The organism is Acidimicrobiia bacterium (assembly GCA_035471805.1).
In the GTDB taxonomy this organism is placed as follows: domain Bacteria; phylum Actinomycetota; class Acidimicrobiia; order Spongiisociales; family JAHEDJ01; genus JAHEDJ01.
This window is the reverse complement of record DATIPS010000065.1, coordinates 1-17,580: the sequence shown is the minus strand read 5'-3', so window position 1 is coordinate 17,580 and position 17,580 is coordinate 1. Positions and strand designations below refer to the sequence as shown.

Here is a 17,580-nt window from a genome sequence, read left to right as displayed (position 1 = left end):
CTCAGCAATACTGATGCGCGTGGGGCGCCACAGTATTGCCGAGAAAACAGAGGGACCATTTCTCAGCAATGCTGTTGTTGTGCACGCGCATCAGTATTGCCGAGAAAACTTCTAGGACTCGATCGTCGCCCTTATCCGATCGCCGATCTCGGCCGTCGTCGCCCCCATGTCGGGGCCACCCATGGTCCTCAATCCCGGCAACACTGAGGCGGCGGCACGTTCGACGGCTGTGGCAGCCTCACTCTCGCCGAGGTGGTCAAGGCACAAGGCCGCCGACAGGACGGCGGCCACCGGGTTGGCCCAACCCCGGCCTGCTATGTCCGGTGCGGAGCCGTGAACGGGCTCGAACATGGATGGGTAGTCCTTTTCCGGGTTGACGTTTCCGCTGGCGGCCAGGCCCATTCCCCCCTGAATCGCCGCGCCGAGGTCGGTCACGATATCTCCGAACAGGTTGTCCGTTACCACCACGTCGAAGCGCTCCGGTTGCGTGACCATATAGAGGCACATGGCGTCGACGTGGACGTAATCGGTCGCCACGTCCGGGTAGTCCCCGGCGACCTCATCGAACGTCCGTTGCCAGAGATCGCCCGCATAGTTGAGGACGTTGGTCTTGTGGGCGAGCGTGACGTGCCGTCGAGAACGCCTGGCCCGATCGAAAGCACGGCGCACGATCCGCTCGACCCCGTAGCGGGTGTTCACGGATTCCTGGTTGGCGATCTCGTGGGGAGTCCCCCTGCGGGAGAACCCGCCCGCACCCACGTACGGTCCTTCGGTGTTTTCCCGAAAGATCACCATGTCACACCGATCCGGTGTGAGGCCGGCTATCGGAGTCGGAGCACCTTCGTAGAGCTTGACGGGGCGAATGTTCACGTACTGATCGAACTCGAATCGAAGCCGGAGCAGCAGCCCTCGTTCGAGGACTCCGGGCGGCACGTCGGGTGTCCCGACTGCTCCCAGCAGGATGGCGTCGAATCCGGCCAGTTCAGCTTCAACCTCGTCCGGCAGCACTTCGCCGGTGCGCAGGTAGCGTTCACCGCCCAGGTCGTAGGAGGTGACATCGACCGAGAAGTCGAATCGGGCACCGGCAGCCCGGACCGCCTTTATCGCCTCCGCCGTGACCTCTGTCCCAACACCATCGCCCGGAATCGCGGCCAGGCGATAGCTGTTCATACGTCCGCCTCGCCGACCGTTTCCGTTATCACCTGTTGCGCAGCCTTGTTCAGCGCATTGACGAAGGCCCGCGCCGAACCGCCGACCACGTCGGTATCCACGGACCGACCCGCGTAGGCACGGCCACCCATTTGCACCACGACGTTGATCTCTGCCATGGCGTCGGCCCCGCCCGTCACCGGTACGACCCGGTAGTCGACCAGGCGAGCGTCGATTCCGAACGCCTTTTGCAGTGCCGCGAAGGTGGCGTGGACCATTCCGTCCCCCTCGGCTTCGTACTCGAGGGTCAGGCCGCGGGTCTCCACCTTGATGCTGGCCTGGGGAGTGACTTCATTGCCACCCGCGACGTGCATGCTGACGAGGTGGACGAGCTCCTCGTCGCGCGCGGCGGCGAAGTCGACGATGGCCCGGATGCCTTCCTCGGAGATTTCACCCTTCCTGTCGGCGAGTTCCTTGAAACGCTCGAAGGCACGTTCAAACTCCTCCTCTTCCAGGACGATCTCCATCTTCCGGAGGGCGTCGGCGAATCCGGCCCGCCCGGAATGCTTGCCGAGGACGATCTGGCTGACGTGACCGACCGCCTGGGGATCCATGATCTCGTAGGTTTCACGATCGCGCAGCATGCCGTGCTGATGAATGCCGGACTCGTGTGCGAAGGCGTTCCTGCCCACAACGGCCTTGTTGTACTGAACCGGGTAGCCGGTCAGGCGGGCAACGAGTCGGGAGGTCTCGACGATCTCCTTCGTGTCGGCGCCGATCTCGACTCCGAACTGATCTTCACGGGTCTTGATCGCCATGATGACCTCTTCGGTCGACGTGTTGCCGGCCCTCTCTCCGATGCCGTTGATGGCACCCTCGATCTGCCTCGCGCCCGCTGAGATGGCAGAGAGCGAGTTGGCAACGGCCAGTCCCAGGTCGTTGTGGCAATGCGTCGAGATGATCACGTCCTCGTTGCCGCCCCGCACCTCGTCGTATACCCGGGTGAGCAGCTCGACGTATTCACTCGGCGTTGCGTAGCCGACCGTGTCCGGGATATTGAGCGTCGTTGCGCCGGCTTCGACCGCAGCTTTGCACACGGCCAGCATGAAATCCGGATCCGACCGGGTGGCGTCCTGCGGTGAGAACTCGACGTTGTCTGTATACGAACGGGCCCTCGCCACCCCTTCTTTGACAGATTGCATGACCTCTTCCGGGGTCATGCGGAGCATTCGCTCCATATGGATCGGTGAGGTGGACTGAAAGACGTGGATCCGGTTGCGGTCGGCGTGACGTACCGCGTCCCAGGCGCGGTCGATGTCGTTCGGAACGCACCGGGCGAGGCTGGCGATGACGGGTCCCTTCACCTCCTTGGCGATTCTGGCGACTGCTGCGAAGTCTCCATCGGAAGCGGCGGCGAAGCCCGCCTCTATTACATCGACCCGCAGTTTCGCCAGTTGATGGGCTATCGCCAGTTTCTCGTCGGAGTTGAGGGCGATTCCCGGTGCTTGTTCTCCATCGCGGAGGGTCGTATCGAAGATTATGAGTTGGTCGGACATTCGGGTGGGGCCTTTCGAGGTGAACAACGGATGGCGGGGTTCGCAATCCGTGACTACGTGCGCTGTCGAGGGCCGGGCCGACCTAGCGGTCGCCCGGCCGTTGAAGCGCCAGCCACCATCCACAGCAGTCCGGGCAGATCATGCGTCGTCCGCAGTCTTCGGGTCGAGGAAAGGCATCATGCTGCGCAGATCCTTCCCGACCTCTTCGATTTGATGGGTCCGCCCCTTCGAGCGTTGCTCCAGGAGGAACGGTGCGCCCTCTTTTGCCTGGGCCAGCCACTCGTGGGCGAACGCGCCCGACTGAATCTCGGTGAGTATCTCTTTCATGGCCGCTTTGGTGTCGTCGGTCACGATACGAGAACCGCGGGTGTAATCCCCGTATTCGGCAGTGTCGGAAACCGAGAAACGCATGTACGAGAGGCCGCCCTCATAGAGGAGGTCGACGATGAGTTTCAGTTCGTGCAAGGTCTCGAAGTAAGCCGACTCTGGTTGGTAACCCGCCTCGACCAGAGTCTCGAAAGACGCTTTGATGAGCGAGGACACGCCGCCGCACAGTATGACCTGCTCACCGAACAGGTCCGTCTCCGTTTCCTCTTTGAAAGTGGTCTCGAGCACGCCGGCCCGCCCGCCGCCGATTCCCCAGGCATACGAGAGGCCGAGGTCGTGCACCGACCCCGTGTAATCCTGGTGCACCGCCAGCAGACAAGGAACGCCCGAACCCTCGGTGTAGGTGCGACGCACGAGGTGACCGGGACCCTTGGGTGCGACCATCGCCACGTCCACGTGTTCGGGTGGAACGATCGCTCCGAAGTGGATGTTGAAGCCGTGAGCGAAGAAGAGGGCATCGCCGGGCTCGAGGTAGGGCGCGACCTCGTTCTCGTAGAGATCTGCCATCGTCTGATCGGGTGTCAGCATCATTATCAGGTCGGCGCTTGCGGTGGCCTCCGCCGGCGTCGCCACCTTCAGCCCTGCGGCTTCCGCCGTGGCCCGGCGCGCCGAACGTTCCCGCAGCCCGACGACGACATCGACACCGGACTCCTGCAGGTTCAACGCGTGTGCGTGTCCCTGGCTTCCGTATCCGATGATCGCGACCTTGCGGCCTTTGATGATCGACGGGTCGGCATTCTCGTTGTAGTAGATGGTGGCCATTGGTCCTCGCTCCTAGCTCGCCCGCAACTTACGGCTCTTCTGGTCGCGCGCCAAAGCGACACGACCCGACTTGACGAGATCGGCGATGCCGTAGGGACGCACCAACTCGACGAAATCGTTCACCTTGTCCGGCGCCCCGGCGACCAGAAACATGATCGTGGAAACGCCGACGTCGACCGCGATGGCATCGAACAGTGTCGCCACCTCGAGTACGTCGCTCCGTTTCTGGCCGTCGGTGGATACTCGAATCAGAGCGATCTCTCTTTCGACGGCCGTCTTCGGGTCCAGTTCGGTGATCTTCACCACGTTGATGAGCTTGTGGAGTTGCTTCTTGACCTGTTCGAGCTCGGGAGCATCGACCACGATCGTCATCCGCGAGATGGATTCATCGGCAGTCGGCCCGACCGCTAGTGAGTGGATGTTGAATCCTCGCCTGGCCAGCAGCGATGAGACCCGAGCCAGGACACCTGCCTTGTTCTCGACGAGGACCGACAGCGTGTGCTTGGTCACGTCAGATCCTCCAGGCTGAGCAGAACCTGATCGTTCGATCCGCCTGCCGGAACCATCGGAAACACCATCTCCTCAGGGTCGACGACGAACTCGATCAGGACCGGCCGATCGTTGATCGAGAGCGATTTCTCGATGGCCGGGCCGACCTCTTCCGGCGTTTCAACACGGATGCCGACGCAGCCCATGGCCTCGGCGAGCATCGGGAAGTTCACGGAATCGCGACCGAGGACGCTGCCGGAGTAGCGCTTCCCGTAGAAGAGCGTTTGCCATTGGCGGACCATTCCGTGCACACCGTTGTTGAGGAGAGCGATCTTGATCGGGAAACCCTCTTCGGACGCCGTTGCGAGTTCCTGATGGGTCATCTGGAAAGATCCGTCGCCGTCGATCAGGTAAACCGTGCGGTCCGGCATGCCGGCCTTTGCACCGATGGCGGCGGGAACTCCGAAACCCATGGTCCCCAGGCCGCCGGAGTTGATCCATTCGCGCGGACGGGCGAACTTCCAGTGCAGTGCCGTCCACATCTGGTGCTGTCCGACACCGGAAACGACGATGGCATCGCCGCCCGTGCGCTTGTACAGCTCTTCGATGACGTATTGGGGTTTCAGCGGACCGTCCGACTGCTGGTCGTAACGAACCGGGTTGTCGCTGCGCCAACGGGTGACCTTCTCGAGCCACTCCGCATGATCGGCCGTCTTCGTGTCGCCCCACGCCTCGAGCATCTGTTCCAGAACTCGTCCGACGTCGCCCACGATCGGAATCTCAGCCTCGCGGACTTTTCCGATCTCGGCCGGGTCGACATCGACGTGAATGACGCTGGCATGGGGAGCGAAGAAGTCGGGATTGCCGGTAACCCGGTCGTCGAAGCGAACTCCCAGGGCAATCAGAAGGTCCGACTTCTGGATTGCAGTCGTGGCGGCATAGGTGCCGTGCATTCCTGGCATGCCCAGGAACAGCTCATGGTTGCCCGGGAATCCTCCGAGGCCCATCAAAGTCGTCACGACCGGCGAGTTCGTCAGTTCGGCGAACTTCCGCAGTTTTTCCGATGCGCCGGCTTTGATGATCCCTCCGCCCGCGTAGACGACCGGGCGCTTCGCTTTTGCGATGAGGTCTATGGCTTCTTTGATCCGCCGCGGGTGCCCTTCAACGGTCGGCTTGTAGCCGGGTAGGTCGAGCTTGGGCGGCTTGTGCCACTGCATGTGGGCGGTGAGGATGTCCTTGGGGAGGTCGACCAACACGGGTCCGGGCCGCCCGGTCGCAGCGATATGGAAGGCCTCGTGGATGACGTCCGGGATGTCGTCCGGGCTGGTCACGAAGTAGTTGTGCTTCGTTGCGTTCATGGTGATGCCGGTGGTGTAGGCCTCCTGGAAGGCGTCGTTGCCGACTGAGGAGGTGGGCACCTGGCCGGTGATGGCGACGATCGGGATCGAGTCCATCAGCGCATTCGCCAGCGGCGTGACGAGGTTGGTCGCCGCAGGGCCAGAGGTGGCGATGCAGACGCCGATCTTCCCGGTGGCCCAGGCGTAACCCTCGGCCATGTGCCCTGCCCCTTGCTCATGACGGGCGAGCACGTGCCGGATCGGACTGTCGAATAGTGGGTCGTAGGCGGGAAGGATCGCCCCGCCCGGCACGCCGAACACGATGTCTACGCCCTCACGTTCCAGTGCCTTGATGACTGCCTGGGCTCCGCTGATAGTGCTCATCGTGGTCCTTCGATCGGGATATAAAAAACCCTCCGGCTGGGAGGGCATCGGAGGGCACACACGTCGTGGTTGTGACGTATGTGCCTATTGAAGTACGAGAATCTCGGTGGCGAACATGTGGGGCGGCAGTATGCGGCAATGAGAAGCCGATGTCAACCTCATTCTGAGTGGTGGTCTGGGCCGGGCGTCATCGACCGGATCATGGCGCGGCAGTCGCTGCCGCGGCGGCCTTTGACGTCGATATGGGGTTTCTCAGCAATACTGGTGCGCGTGGGGAATCACAGTATTGCTGAGAAACCATCATCGACGGCCGAGCGGTTGCGTTTACGACGGTCCGAGCTGGCCGGCGAGCTCGCCGCGTTGACGGCTCCTCCCGAAGCCGGGACGAATGTTTCCTTCGGGAAGCGCGTAGGGGACGGAACCGCTGAGGCCGTCGAGCGGATCAGCACCACGGCCACTGCCCGGTCCATCGCCCGGTCGATCGCAGACATCGATCGCGCCTTGGAGAAACTCGCCGAGGGGACCTACGGCGAGTGTGACGGATGCGGTGGGGCGATTCCGGTCGAGCGACTCGAAGCAATCCCGGCGACCTCGGTTTGTGTTCACTGCAGCGCGGGCCGCCGGCCCTGAGCTTTCCGGGTTCCGTGTGCTGCGGGCCGTCCGGAGCACTGCCTGTGAAACTCGCTGAGTACTCTGATGGGCGTGAAGGCTTCCAAGGCTCTCCTCAACCTCCTCGAATCCACCCTCGAGGCGGCCAGACGCGTCCTTCGCGACCTCGAACCCGACGAGGTTCCCGCCGCCGTGCGCAAGGTCGCCAGAGACTCGGGTAGGCGCCTGCCACCGCCGTACGCCCGGAGCCTCTACGCCGAACTCGACGAAAACGACTGGTTTCGGGACAAGGTGACCGATGTGCTGGTGGCGGCCGATCCGGACTCCGAGGATGTTCGCCTGGCTGCCGCCGGGTTCTTTCTGCACCGGCCGGAGAACTGGGAGGAACGGCTTGCCGCCTTGCTGGCCAAACATGAGGAAAAGGAGATGGGGACCGAGGTCGCCGCCCTCGAACAGACCATCGAGCGAATGAAGTCGGCCCTCGACGCTGCCAAGGAGAAGGAGCGCAAGGCGCGTGCTGCTCTCTCCGAAATGCGCACCGAGACCGAGAAGAGGGTGAAGGAGGCTAGATCGGCGGCCGGGGCGGCCCGGGCTGCCGCGGTAGGACCTTCGGCCGACCTCGAGCGTGATCTGCAGAGTTCCGCCGCGGAGATCGCCCGGCTCAGGAGCGACCTCGTGGAGGCGGACGGCAGAATCGACTCGCTGAAGTCCATGTTGTTGAAGGCGCGGCGAATGGAACGAGGAGGTGCCGACGATCCCGGCCCCCGCGTGTGGCGTACCGGCGACCCGTTGGAAATGGCCAAGCTGCTCGACGACGTCATGCTGGCCATGCGACCCAGCTCCATCGAGGCCGGATATGTCGCGGAGGCGGCGGCCGCTCTCGAGGTGCCGGACGGCATACGGCCGGACCAGGCCGATGCGATCCGCTGGATGTTGCAACAGGAACGACCGGTAACCCTGGTCGTCGACGGATACAACGTTTCGTTTCAGCTGGACGAGAGCAGGTTCTCGACGCCCGAGTTGCGTGAGCAGGTGAGAGATGGACTGGTCCGGTTGCGACGCCTGGCCAAGGGTCCGCTTCCCACGGTCCTCGTCTTCGACTCTGTCGAGGAGGAGGCGAACATCCCGGGGCCGGTCGAGACCCGTTTCGTACGCAGTGCAGACGACGAGATCGTTCGCTTGTCCGCAGGTCTGCCGGGTGACGTGATCGTCATCTCGACGGACAGACAGGTTCGCGAACGGGCCGAGATGAACGGTGCGATCGCGCTGTGGAGCGACGCGCTGGTCGGATGGATGCGGAGTCGCTGACTTGAACCTCCTCGCGGAACTCGAGTTTGCCCAGAAGCTGGCCGATGCGGCCGATCGGGTGACGCTCGCCGGTTTCAAGGCGCGGGATCTGGTCGTGGACACGAAGCCCGACCTGACCCCGGTCTCGGAGGCGGATCGGCAGGTCGAGGAGTTGTTGCGCAAGCGGATCTCGGCCGAGCGACCCGACCACGAGATTCTGGGTGAGGAGTTTGGAGTCTCCGGAGCGGGGGAGTGGCTCTGGGTAATCGATCCGATCGACGCAACCATGAACTACGTGCGCGGAATCCCGGTCTTCGCCACCCTGATAGCCCTCACCAGGTTCGGGCGGACCGAGGTCGGGGTAGTCACCGCGCCCGCCCTGGGCCGGCGTTGGTGGGCGGCCAGGGGCCACGGCGCCTTCCTCAACGGCGACCCGATCACCGTGTCCGGAGTTACCAGGTTGGAGGACGCGCAGCTGTCGGTGAACAGCCTGCTCGACTTCTCCGATCACGGCTTCTGGGAAGGAGGCCTCGCCCTGTCGGAGAGATGCTGGCGAACCAGGGGCTTCGGCGACTTCTGGTCCCACATGCTGGTGGCGGAGGGAGCCGTCGACATTGCCGCCGAACCCATCGTGGCTGCCTGGGATCTGGCCGCTCTGCAGGTGATCGTGGAAGAAGCAGGCGGCCGCTTCACCGATTTCTCGGGCGAGGCCACCTTCGAGGGAGGCAACGTCGTCACGAGCAACGGTCTGTTGCATGAGGAAACGCTCGGGCTGCTGCACGGCCGCGGCGTGAAATCAGCCGGGCGCCAAAGGCCAAAACCCAAAACGTAGAACCCGTCGACTCGCGACTCGCGACTCGCGACTCGCGACTCGCGACTCGCGACTCGCGACGTTTTCTGTCACACCCTCCTTGTACCTTGAAGAAGGAATGACCGAACAGGAGGCCAGGACATGCGAATCGATTGTGACGTCTGTGCGATGCGGAACACAGATGCCTGCACGGACTGCGTCGTCACCTTCCTGCTCGCCGCCGGGCCGGTGGAACTCAACGACGCGGAGACCGAAGCGCTGGGCAACCTGGCCGAGGTGGGGTTAGTTCCCCGGCTCCGGCTCATTCCACGAAAAGAGGAGCCTTCCGCGGCGAGCGGGTAGGGACGAGGCCGTAGCCTGGGGAGGTGGAGCGATTAGTTGAGCGTCTGAAGGCGCGAGCAGAGGAAGCGGGTCTCGATGGATTTGGTGTGGCCGGCGCCGACCCGTTCGAGGCGGCAGCCCGCACGTTGACCGACCGAAAAGCCGCAGGCCTTTCGGGCCGGCTCGGATTCACCTACCGGGATCCGCAGATCTCGTCGAACGTTCGACGGTCTTTCCCCTGGGCGAACTCCCTGGTCGTTGCGGCGAAGTCGTACGTGCCTGAGGCAGGGTCGCCCGGCCCGCCGGACGGTTCGACCGGCCGGGTGGCGCGGTTCGCCAACGATGATCACTACGTCCCGTTGCGGGCCGGGCTCTCGGCGATCGCAGGGGTCCTGCTCGATGCAGGGTTTCAGGCTGCGGTCCTCAGTGACGACAGTCGCCTCATCGACCGTGCTGCTGCGGTGCGGGCGGGAGTCGGCTGGTGGGGCAAGAGCACGATGGTCATTTCGCCCAAACATGGGCCGTGGTTGTTGCTCGGTTCTGTGGTCACCGATGCGATCCTTCCTCCGACCGACCCGATGCGACGCGACTGCGGGAAGTGCGTCGCCTGTATTCCCGCCTGTCCGACGGGAGCATTGATAGAACCCGGGGTTCTGGACGCCACACGCTGCATTGCGTACTGGGCGCAGACTCCCGGTGTGGTTCCGCGGGCGCTTCGCAGGCCGTGGGGAGACCGCATCTACGGTTGCGACGATTGTCTGGATGCCTGCCCGCCCGGTCATGCGGTTCTGGGAGAGACGAAGCCGGACGGCCGCCTGGATCTCAACGCGGTCTTGACGGCGGATGATGAAGCACTCCTGGAAAGGGCCGGGCATTGGTTCATCCCCAAACGCGACCCCGACTACATCCGCCGCAACGCCCTCATCGCGGTCGGCAATTCGCGCAGGGCGGCACATCTTCCGTTGCTGGAGCGCTATCTGCATCATCGACGGGCCACCTTGCGGTCCCATGCCGCCTGGGCGCTGGGTGAGATGGGTGAGGCAGGGCGGATTCTCCTGGCGGAGCGCAGGGTCGTGGAACACGATCCGGCGGTCATCGAGGAGATCGATGCGGCTCTCGCGGCCGTCACCGGCGGCGAGAGAACCTAGGACCTGGATCCGCCCTGCCTGCCGTTACGGACCCCGACGGCGTTGCTCGTCACGGCAAGACGCGTACCATGCCCCCATGACGCGCAAGATCCACTCCCAGGATGTGACCGACGGGCCGGCCAAAGCAGGGGCACGGGCGATGCTCAGAGCCGTCGGCCTCGAAGAAGACGATTTCCGGAAACCTCAGGTCGGCCTCGTCTCGGCGGGCAACGAGGTAACCCCGTGCAATCTCTCCGGCCCGCGCCTGGCGGCGAAGGCAAAAGAGGGCGTGCGCTCCTCAGGCGGAGTCGGGCTGACGTTTGCCACCATCGCCGTCTCAGACGGCATCTCGATGGGTCACGAGGGGATGCGGGCATCTCTGGTCAGCAGGGAGGTGATCGCCGACTCCGTGGAGCTCGTGATGCATGCCGAGAGATTCGACGCGATGGTGACGATCGCCGGTTGCGACAAGTCACTTCCCGGGATGCTGATGGCGGCGGCCCGAACCAATCTCCCGAGCGTCTTCTTGTACGGAGGATCGAGCCTGCCCGGGCGCTGGCGCGGGAGAGACATCTCGATTGTCGACGTCTTCGAAGGGATCGGTGCTTTCAACGAAGGAACCATCACGAAAGAGGAGTTGCTGGGCATCGAGCAATCTGCTTGCCCAGGAGAAGGATCGTGCGCAGGGATGTTCACCGCCAACACGATGGCGAGCGTCGGCGAGGCGATCGGCATGTCGCTGCCCGGAAGCGCCACCGTTCCGGCCCCCGACCCACGGCTCGAGGCCTTTGCCGTGCAATCGGGTGAGGCCGTCATGCGGCTCCTGAACGACAATCTGCGTCCGCGGCAGATCATGACCCGGCCGGCATTCGAGAACGCGATCACCACCGTGATGGCTCTCGGCGGCTCCACCAACGCGGTTCTTCACCTTCTGGCAATGGCCTTCGAAGCCGGAGTCGACCTGACCCTGGAGGATTTCGACACGATCAGTCGCCGCACTCCGCACATCGGAGACCTCAAGCCGTTCGGTGCCTATCACATGGTGGATCTCGATCACATCGGCGGGGTACCGGTCGTGATGCGAGCTCTGCTCGACGAAGGCCTCCTGCACGGCGATCTTCCGACGGTGACGGGCCGGACGGTTGCCGAGAACCTGGCCGGCGTCTCGTTCCCGACGGGCCAGGACGTCATCAGACCCACCGGACGACCGCTGGCCGTCGAAGGAGGGATTGCCGTGTTGCGGGGCTCGCTCGCCGAGGAGGGCGCGATCGTCAAGATCGCCGGTGTCGAACTGGACACTTTCGAGGGTGCGGCAAGGGTATTCGACGATGAACAGGGCGCACTCGAAGCGCTCTTCAGTCATGGTCTGCACCCCGGAGACGTGGTCGTCATCCGCTATGAGGGGCCGAAAGGTGGGCCCGGTATGCGAGAGATGCTGCAGATCACGGCTGCCATCAAGGGTGCCGGTCTCGGCAAGGACGTCCTGCTCATCACCGATGGACGATTCTCGGGAGGGACGACGGGCCTGTGCATCGGTCACGTGGCCCCCGAAGCCGCCGGCGGCGGCGCGCTGGCTCTCGTCGAAGAAGGGGACCGCATCCGGGTGGACCTTCCCGCCCGGAGACTCGATCTGCTGGTCGACGAGGCGACGCTGGCCACGCGAAGAGCAGGTTGGAAACCGCCGGAGCCGAGATATGCGACCGGTGCTCTCGCGAAATATGCCCGTTTGGTGGGCTCTGCCGAAGGTGGTGCAGTAACGGCATGATCGTCGGGAGATCGGACCGGGCGCGTTAGCCTGACGGCGATATGACAGACAGGGTGACGTGTCCCTCCTGCGGGGCTGCCAATCCGGGGGGCGCTGAGTGGTGCGGCCAGTGTTTCCATGGGTTCGGGTCGGCATCTTCCCCGGCCCGGCCTACCGAGGACCAGTTCGAGCAGCCGGCCGGCCCGCAACCGGCCGCCGCCGGACCGGTCGCTCCGCCTTCGGCACCGAAGGGACCGACCCGACCACCCGTTCCGCCCGGCAGACCGGAGCGGCAGGCACCGGCCTCCCCGTCGCCGACCTCGGAACCGGTCGCCGCCACCGTCGCCGGAGGTTGGACGTGCGCTTCCTGCGGAACCGAGAATGCAGTGACGTCCGACATTTGCCGCTCATGTGACACCTCCATCTACCGCACGTTCGGAGCGGAGGATGAGGTGCGCCCTTCCGTCGAACCGAAGACCGCAGCCTTGTGGGGTCTACTGCCCGGCGGCGGTCATTTCAAGATGAAGGAGGCGGGACTCGGTCTGGCCGTGGCCGGGTTGACACTGAGTGCCCTGGCGTTCGGCATGCTCATGATGAGCGGAAACAGGCGCCCACTCGGGCTGGTCCTGCTGTTGGTCGGGGTGGTTGCCTGGGCGATCTCGATCTACGATGCGACCCGTTTCGCGGCCGACAACGACGATGCGGTTCTGCTGCGCCCGCGAGTCATCACCGTGGTGATGGGTATGGTGTTTGCCGTCGTCATCGTCGCCGCAGTTTCTATCACGGGAGAGGAACCGATTCCATGAACGGAGCCTTCGGCATAAGTCTCGTGATCGGTATCGTCGGTTTGGTCGCCTGGATTCTGGTGGGCGGCTTCTCCGACGCGAACGGCGGTCGACCCGTTCACCCGGACGAGCGGTTCGGTGCGAGAGGGCGGGCAATAGTCGCCGGTCTGACAGCCTTCGGGATCGGCGGCCTGTCTGCTTCCTACGGCGGATGGCCGATGGCTGCCTCCGTTGCGGCTGCGATCATCGCGGCCGCGGTATTCGGCACCTATGCCTATCGATTCAACCCCGGCGACGAGCCGGAAACCAGCTGAATGCTGGTGATAGCCGACGTCCATGCGGCGTTCGATGATCTTGCCCGGGTAGTCGGGATGGGGGAACCGGTTGTAATCCTTGGAGATCTGCTCAACTTCGTCGACTACCGGACCGGCGCCGGAATCGCCACCGAGGTGTTCGGCGCAGAATTCGCCCAAGCCGCCATGCAGTTCAGGCGACTCGGTGATTTCGCCGGTTCACGCAAGATGTGGCGAGAGTATTCGGCGGGGCGGGAGGACGAGGTACGGGCTCGTGTCGGCCGGGAGATCCAGAGTCAGTATGCACGGATGCAGGAGGCGCTGAGCGGCGGGACCGGGTTTGTAACTCACGGCAACGTCGATGTGCCCGCTTTGCTCCGATCCCATCTCCCCGACGGTTTCCGGTATCTCAACGGGGAGGTGGTGGAGATCGACGGAGTCCGGTTGGGGATGGTCGGGGGAGGGGCGAAGACGGGTCTCAATGCGGCCGGAGAGATAGGCGAAGAAGAGATGGCCGCCATCCTCGAAGATATGGGTCCGGTGGATGTGCTAGGCACGCACGTCCCACCATCGATCAATGCTCTGCGGAGAGATGTCGTCACCGGCCGTCTCGAGGGTGGTTCGGATGCCGTGACCGGTTACTTGCAGCGTCATCAACCGGCCGTCCACTACTTCGGCGACATCCACCAGCCTCAGGCGACCCGGTGGCGGGTCGGCCGGACTGTCTGTGTCAACGTCGGTTACTTCCGTGCAACGAAAAGGGCGGTTCGCCACGGCTGACATCGACCTCGACCACCTCTCCGATACCTATAGGTTTCGGCCCATGCGCCCGGCGGGAGAAGAGCGCGTCCGTCTGGCACTGGCCGGACTCGACACCGGCACGCGCGTGCTCGACATAGGCGGGGGGACGGGTGCACACGCTGCGGTCATGCAACGCGAAGGCCACCTGCCGGTGCTCGTCGACCCATCGCCCGCGCAGCGTACCAAAGCTCGCGTGAGCGGTTTGACCGTGGTCGGCGGTCTCTCGCAGGCTCTGCCGTTCGCGGACGCCTCGTTCGGCATGGCCTACTTCCATCTCTCTCTTCACTACGGTGACTGGGAGGCGGCATTGTCGGAGGCGGTCCGGGTGGTGCGGCCGGGTGGTCGGGTGTGGGTATGGACCTTCTCGAGGGAATATCTCGCTACGTCGTTTGCCGGCCGTTGGTTTCCCTCCGTGCATTCTCATGATCTCGAACGATTCCCCGATGTAGGCGAGGTCAAAGCCCACCTGGAGTCGCTCGGCGTCGAGGATCTCTGGAGTCGAGTCTCGGTCGAGACGGTCGAGCGGACGGTCGGCGAATGGGAGGAAGCGTTTCGGGCGCGGTTCGTCAGCACCCTCCAGTTGATCGACGACGATGAACTCGAGCAAGGTCTTTCCCGGTTCCGGGCGGAACATCCGCGCTCGGACGAGCTCGTTGAGATGGGACTCGAGTTCGAAGCAGTGACCGGTACTGTTATCGATTAGCTCCGGCTTGTGCCGCTACCCTGTGTGCAATTCGAGAAGGAACGGTCATGGCAGAAGGAACAGTTCAAAGCATTGAGATATCGGCTTCCCCGGAAACCGTGTTCGCAGTACTCGCCGATCTTCCTGCCTATCCCGAGTGGATCAGTGCAATGCGGTCTGTAGTGGTGATGGAAGAAACCGATGATGGACTTCCGGCCACCGCCAGGTTCGAGGTCGACGCGATGGTCAAAGTGATTTCGTACGAACTCAACTACGAATGCGACGCCCCGCACAGGATGGCGTGGAGGGCAGTTCCCGGAGACGACATCACGGAGATGGAAGGCTCTTACGATTTGAAGGATTCCGAGGACGGCTGCACCGAAGTGGTCTATGCGCTCAAAGTCGACTACTCCTTCCCGCTTCCCGGCTTCCTCCGCCGTCAAGCAGAGAAGCAGCTGGTCGGCAACGCCCTGCGCGGACTCAAGAAACGCGTCGAGGAAGTCCAAACGGGCTGATGCGCGTCGTCCTGGTGACCGGCAAGGGGGGAGTCGGAAAGACCACGGTCGCCGCCGCAACTGGTTTACGTGCAGCCGAGCTCGGCCATCGCACGCTGGTCACATCGACCGACCCCGCCCACAGCCTCGCCGACGCGTTCGGCGTGCCGCTGGGCGATGTGCCGAGCACGCTCTTCGATGGACTCGATGTGCAGCAGATCGACGCGCAGCTGCAGTTGTCGAAACATTGGGGTGAGCTTCACCAGCAGCTCAAGCGGGTCTTCGACTGGGGAGGCGTGAAGGGCATAGAAGCTGAGGAGTTCCTCGTGTTTCCGGGCATGGACGAGCTGTTCTCGCTATTGCAGGTGAAGGACCACGCCGATTCGGGGAGCTACGACACGATCATCGTCGACTGTGCGCCGACTGCCGAGACTCTTCGTCTGCTGAGCCTGCCGGAGGTCCTGTCCTGGTATTTCGACCGGGTGTTGCCCACCGAGCGACGTCTGATGAAAGCGGCCCGTCCGGTCTTGACCAGGATGACCAATCTGCCGGTTCCCGGCGAGGATGTCTTTGATGCCGCCGAGGGTGTGTTCCTGGCCGTGGAAGGGGTCAAGTCGCTTCTGTCCGATCCCGAGGTCACGTCTGCCCGGCTGGTCGTCAATCCCGAGAAGATGGTCGTGAGCGAGGCCAGACGGACCTATACATACCTCGGCCTGTTCGGGTACGGAGTGGATGCCGTCGTTGTGAACAGGGTGCTCCCGGAGACCGTGACCGACAGCTACTTCGACGCCTGGCGTGAAGTCCAGGCGAGGCACCTCGAAGAAATCGAGGAGTCGTTTCGCGAGGTCTCCATCCTGCCGTTGCGGCTCTTCGGCGAGGAGATGGTGGGCGTCGACCGGCTTCGCGAACTGGCCGCCGAGTTGTACGGCGACACCGATCCTGTCACCGGTTACGAGGGCGTCTCGCCGTTCAAGCTGTCCGAGGACGGGGAGGAGGTAGTCATCGAACTCGCCGTGCCCTTCGCCGACGAGGAGGAACTCGACGTCCTTCGCCGTGGCGGCGAACTGTACATCACGGTCGGCCCGTATCGCCGTTCGTTCGTCCTCCCGGATTCTCTGCTGCGCCGCCGCATCGCCGGAGCCAAGCTGGCCGATGGTGTATTGCGGGTCACCTTCACCGGCTGATGGCTTCCCGGGCGGTCGGAATCGACGTCGGTGGATCGACTATCAAGGCGGCCCGCGTCGACCGACAAGGCAGGATCGAGGGCCTGGTGCAGATCCCGACGCCCGACGGTGCTGCGACGATCGCCGATCTCTGCGGATATCTAGCGGCAGACCTGATGGCGGACGACGTGGCAGCAGTCGGCATTGGATCTGCCGGATACGTGGACCGGGTGTCGGGAGTGCACGTGTGGGGTCCCCACGTTGCCGGGCCCGCGCCGATCGTCGCCGCGGTCGTCGGAACGACCGGCAGATCGGCGGTTATCGACAACGACGCCAACGCGGCAGCCTTCGCCGAGAGCCGCATCGGTGCTGCGGCCGGTTACGCCGACGCCCTCGTGATCATGCTCGGGACCGGAATCGGCGGTGGTCTGATCATCGACGGTTCGGTCTACCGGGGGAGAGGCTTTGCCGGCGAACTGGGACACCTGGTCGTCGATCCGGACGGTCCGCCCTGTGCCTGTGGACGGCGCGGATGCTGGGAGAACTTCGTGTCGGGTTCGGTTCTCGATCAGGAGGCGATCCGGATCTTCGGGGTCGGGCCTACCGGAGATGCGGTCGATGCCGCACCGGCGGGTGAGTTGCTCATGCGGGCTGCGATTGGGGGCGATGCAGATGCGCTCGCCGTATGGCTGCGGGCCGGCGAGTGGCTGGGCCGAGGTATCGCACAACTGGTTGCCGTACTCGATCCCGAGGTCGTCGTCGTCGGCGGAGGCCCGGCACGGGCAGGAGACCTTTTGCTCGATCCGGCGAGGGAAGTGTTCGCCCGGGAGCGGCACGCCGGCCGGATCAGACCGGCGACACAAATCGTTCCTGCGCGTTTCGAGCAGAATGCGGCTGTAATAGGCGCAGGACTTCAAGCTCTGGAGAGCATCGATGACTGAACCGCTCCGACCCGACGCCGTCTTCGACCCTTCCGGGCATCCGGTGGCGTTGCGCGGCATGTGGATGAAGGAAGCGGCGCTGGCGTTGCCGAACCTGGTCAAGCTGGTCTACCGGTTGATGCGGGACAAACGGATTCCCTTGAAGAGCAAGGCCGTCCTGGGTGCGATCCTGGGATACCTGCTAGTGCCGATCGACGTCGTCCCCGACTTCATCCCGGTGGTCGGCCAGGCCGACGACGTGCTCCTCCTTGCCTACGCGGTCCGCCACATCATCGAAGTGGCCGGAACGGAAATCGTCCTCGAGTATTGGGACGGAAGTCAGGATGTCCTGGAACTCGTAGGCCAGATAACGGGTTTCGCAGCCGGCCTGCTGCCGAGACCGGTTCAGCGGCTGCTGGGCCGGTTGACCTCACTCTGACCACAGGGAGTATTGGTGTTGGCCGTTCGTGAGGTGGCTC

Annotated in this window: 19 protein-coding genes; 14 read left to right on the top strand and 5 right to left on the bottom strand. The window is 64.0% G+C overall.

What is annotated here, in order from left to right; genetic code table 11:
• Nucleotides 1–111 precede the first annotated feature (111 nt).
• The 5 genes from VLT15_13530 to ilvB form a co-directional block, all read right to left on the bottom strand.
• A complete protein-coding gene (locus VLT15_13530) occupies nucleotides 112–1,170 on the bottom strand; it encodes a 3-isopropylmalate dehydrogenase (GenBank protein HSR46233.1) in 1,059 nt (352 codons plus the stop codon).
• The gene (locus VLT15_13525) at nucleotides 1,167–2,705 is read right to left on the bottom strand and encodes a 2-isopropylmalate synthase (protein ID HSR46232.1); all 1,539 of its coding nucleotides are present in this window, start codon (nucleotides 2,703–2,705) and stop codon (nucleotides 1,167–1,169) included. The genes VLT15_13530 and VLT15_13525 overlap by 4 nt, the downstream gene beginning before the upstream one ends.
• A 138-nt stretch (nucleotides 2,706–2,843) precedes the next feature.
• Nucleotides 2,844–3,854, bottom strand: coding sequence for a ketol-acid reductoisomerase (ilvC, locus tag VLT15_13520; protein ID HSR46231.1), 1,011 nt, complete (start codon nucleotides 3,852–3,854; stop codon nucleotides 2,844–2,846).
• A 12-nt stretch (nucleotides 3,855–3,866) separates the two neighbouring features.
• Nucleotides 3,867–4,364: an acetolactate synthase small subunit gene (ilvN, locus tag VLT15_13515; protein ID HSR46230.1), complete on the bottom strand. Its 498-nt coding sequence runs from the start codon at nucleotides 4,362–4,364 to the stop codon at nucleotides 3,867–3,869.
• The gene (ilvB, locus tag VLT15_13510) at nucleotides 4,361–6,064 is read right to left on the bottom strand and encodes a biosynthetic-type acetolactate synthase large subunit (protein ID HSR46229.1); all 1,704 of its coding nucleotides are present in this window, start codon (nucleotides 6,062–6,064) and stop codon (nucleotides 4,361–4,363) included. Before ilvB ends, ilvN begins: the two co-directional genes overlap by 4 nt.
• A gap of 138 nt (nucleotides 6,065–6,202) precedes the next feature.
• Between ilvB and VLT15_13505 the strand changes: the two genes are divergently transcribed.
• The 14 genes from VLT15_13505 to VLT15_13440 all read left to right on the top strand — a co-directional run bounded on the left by VLT15_13505 (nucleotide 6,203) and on the right by VLT15_13440 (nucleotide 17,540).
• Complete coding sequence (locus tag VLT15_13505) at nucleotides 6,203–6,694, top strand: TraR/DksA C4-type zinc finger protein (protein HSR46228.1); 492 nt, start codon at nucleotides 6,203–6,205, stop codon at nucleotides 6,692–6,694.
• A 72-nt stretch (nucleotides 6,695–6,766) separates the two neighbouring features.
• Entirely contained in the window at nucleotides 6,767–7,981 is a 1,215-nt protein-coding gene (locus tag VLT15_13500; protein HSR46227.1) for a hypothetical protein, read from the top strand.
• Between the two features lies 1 nt (nucleotide 7,982).
• Nucleotides 7,983–8,792, top strand: a complete 810-nt coding sequence (locus VLT15_13495; protein ID HSR46226.1) for an inositol monophosphatase family protein — start codon at nucleotides 7,983–7,985, stop codon at nucleotides 8,790–8,792.
• Between the two features lie 120 nt (nucleotides 8,793–8,912).
• Nucleotides 8,913–9,113, top strand: coding sequence for a hypothetical protein (locus tag VLT15_13490; GenBank protein HSR46225.1), 201 nt, complete (start codon nucleotides 8,913–8,915; stop codon nucleotides 9,111–9,113).
• Between the two features lie 23 nt (nucleotides 9,114–9,136).
• Nucleotides 9,137–10,240, top strand: a complete 1,104-nt coding sequence (gene queG, locus VLT15_13485; GenBank protein HSR46224.1) for a tRNA epoxyqueuosine(34) reductase QueG — start codon at nucleotides 9,137–9,139, stop codon at nucleotides 10,238–10,240.
• Between the two features lie 76 nt (nucleotides 10,241–10,316).
• Nucleotides 10,317–11,984, top strand: coding sequence for a dihydroxy-acid dehydratase (gene ilvD, locus VLT15_13480; protein ID HSR46223.1), 1,668 nt, complete (start codon nucleotides 10,317–10,319; stop codon nucleotides 11,982–11,984).
• A 365-nt stretch (nucleotides 11,985–12,349) separates the two neighbouring features.
• A complete protein-coding gene (locus tag VLT15_13475; GenBank protein HSR46222.1) occupies nucleotides 12,350–12,769 on the top strand; it encodes a hypothetical protein in 420 nt (139 codons plus the stop codon).
• A complete protein-coding gene (locus VLT15_13470) occupies nucleotides 12,766–13,062 on the top strand; it encodes a hypothetical protein (protein HSR46221.1) in 297 nt (98 codons plus the stop codon). Before VLT15_13475 ends, VLT15_13470 begins: the two co-directional genes overlap by 4 nt.
• Nucleotides 13,063–13,821 carry a metallophosphoesterase gene (locus VLT15_13465; protein HSR46220.1) on the top strand — a complete coding sequence of 253 codons (759 nt, stop codon included), beginning with the start codon at nucleotides 13,063–13,065 and terminating at the stop codon, nucleotides 13,819–13,821.
• Nucleotides 13,822–13,864: 43 nt separating this feature from the next.
• Nucleotides 13,865–14,545, top strand: coding sequence for a class I SAM-dependent methyltransferase (locus VLT15_13460; protein ID HSR46219.1), 681 nt, complete (start codon nucleotides 13,865–13,867; stop codon nucleotides 14,543–14,545).
• Nucleotides 14,546–14,592: 47 nt separating this feature from the next.
• Nucleotides 14,593–15,039 (top strand): SRPBCC family protein, encoded by a 447-nt coding sequence (locus VLT15_13455; GenBank protein ID HSR46218.1) that lies wholly within the window; start codon nucleotides 14,593–14,595, stop codon nucleotides 15,037–15,039.
• Nucleotides 15,039–16,202, top strand: coding sequence for an ArsA family ATPase (locus tag VLT15_13450; GenBank protein ID HSR46217.1), 1,164 nt, complete (start codon nucleotides 15,039–15,041; stop codon nucleotides 16,200–16,202). Before VLT15_13455 ends, VLT15_13450 begins: the two co-directional genes overlap by 1 nt.
• The gene (locus tag VLT15_13445; GenBank protein ID HSR46216.1) at nucleotides 16,202–17,122 is read left to right on the top strand and encodes an ROK family protein; all 921 of its coding nucleotides are present in this window, start codon (nucleotides 16,202–16,204) and stop codon (nucleotides 17,120–17,122) included. The genes VLT15_13450 and VLT15_13445 overlap by 1 nt, the downstream gene beginning before the upstream one ends.
• Entirely contained in the window at nucleotides 17,115–17,540 is a 426-nt protein-coding gene (locus VLT15_13440) for a YkvA family protein (protein HSR46215.1), read from the top strand. Before VLT15_13445 ends, VLT15_13440 begins: the two co-directional genes overlap by 8 nt.
• Nucleotides 17,541–17,580: the final 40 nt, after the last annotated feature.

Excerpts from the sequence above, each read along its gene's own strand:
- VLT15_13530 (HSR46233.1), bottom strand. The coding sequence starts at position 1,170 with ATGAACAGCTATCGCCTGGCCGCGATTCCGGGCGATGGTGTTGGGACA.
- VLT15_13525 (HSR46232.1), bottom strand. The coding sequence starts at position 2,705 with ATGTCCGACCAACTCATAATCTTCGATACGACCCTCCGCGATGGAGAA.
- ilvC (HSR46231.1), bottom strand. The coding sequence starts at position 3,854 with ATGGCCACCATCTACTACAACGAGAATGCCGACCCGTCGATCATCAAA.
- ilvB (HSR46229.1), bottom strand. The coding sequence starts at position 6,064 with ATGAGCACTATCAGCGGAGCCCAGGCAGTCATCAAGGCACTGGAACGT.
- VLT15_13505 (HSR46228.1), top strand. The coding sequence starts at position 6,203 with ATGAGAAGCCGATGTCAACCTCATTCTGAGTGGTGGTCTGGGCCGGGC.
- VLT15_13490 (HSR46225.1), top strand. The coding sequence starts at position 8,913 with ATGCGAATCGATTGTGACGTCTGTGCGATGCGGAACACAGATGCCTGC.
- ilvD (HSR46223.1), top strand. The coding sequence starts at position 10,317 with ATGACGCGCAAGATCCACTCCCAGGATGTGACCGACGGGCCGGCCAAA.
- VLT15_13470 (HSR46221.1), top strand. The coding sequence starts at position 12,766 with ATGAACGGAGCCTTCGGCATAAGTCTCGTGATCGGTATCGTCGGTTTG.
- VLT15_13465 (HSR46220.1), top strand. The coding sequence starts at position 13,063 with ATGCTGGTGATAGCCGACGTCCATGCGGCGTTCGATGATCTTGCCCGG.
- VLT15_13460 (HSR46219.1), top strand. The coding sequence starts at position 13,865 with ATGCGCCCGGCGGGAGAAGAGCGCGTCCGTCTGGCACTGGCCGGACTC.
- VLT15_13455 (HSR46218.1), top strand. The coding sequence starts at position 14,593 with ATGGCAGAAGGAACAGTTCAAAGCATTGAGATATCGGCTTCCCCGGAA.
- VLT15_13450 (HSR46217.1), top strand. The coding sequence starts at position 15,039 with ATGCGCGTCGTCCTGGTGACCGGCAAGGGGGGAGTCGGAAAGACCACG.
- VLT15_13445 (HSR46216.1), top strand. The coding sequence starts at position 16,202 with ATGGCTTCCCGGGCGGTCGGAATCGACGTCGGTGGATCGACTATCAAG.
- VLT15_13440 (HSR46215.1), top strand. The coding sequence starts at position 17,115 with ATGACTGAACCGCTCCGACCCGACGCCGTCTTCGACCCTTCCGGGCAT.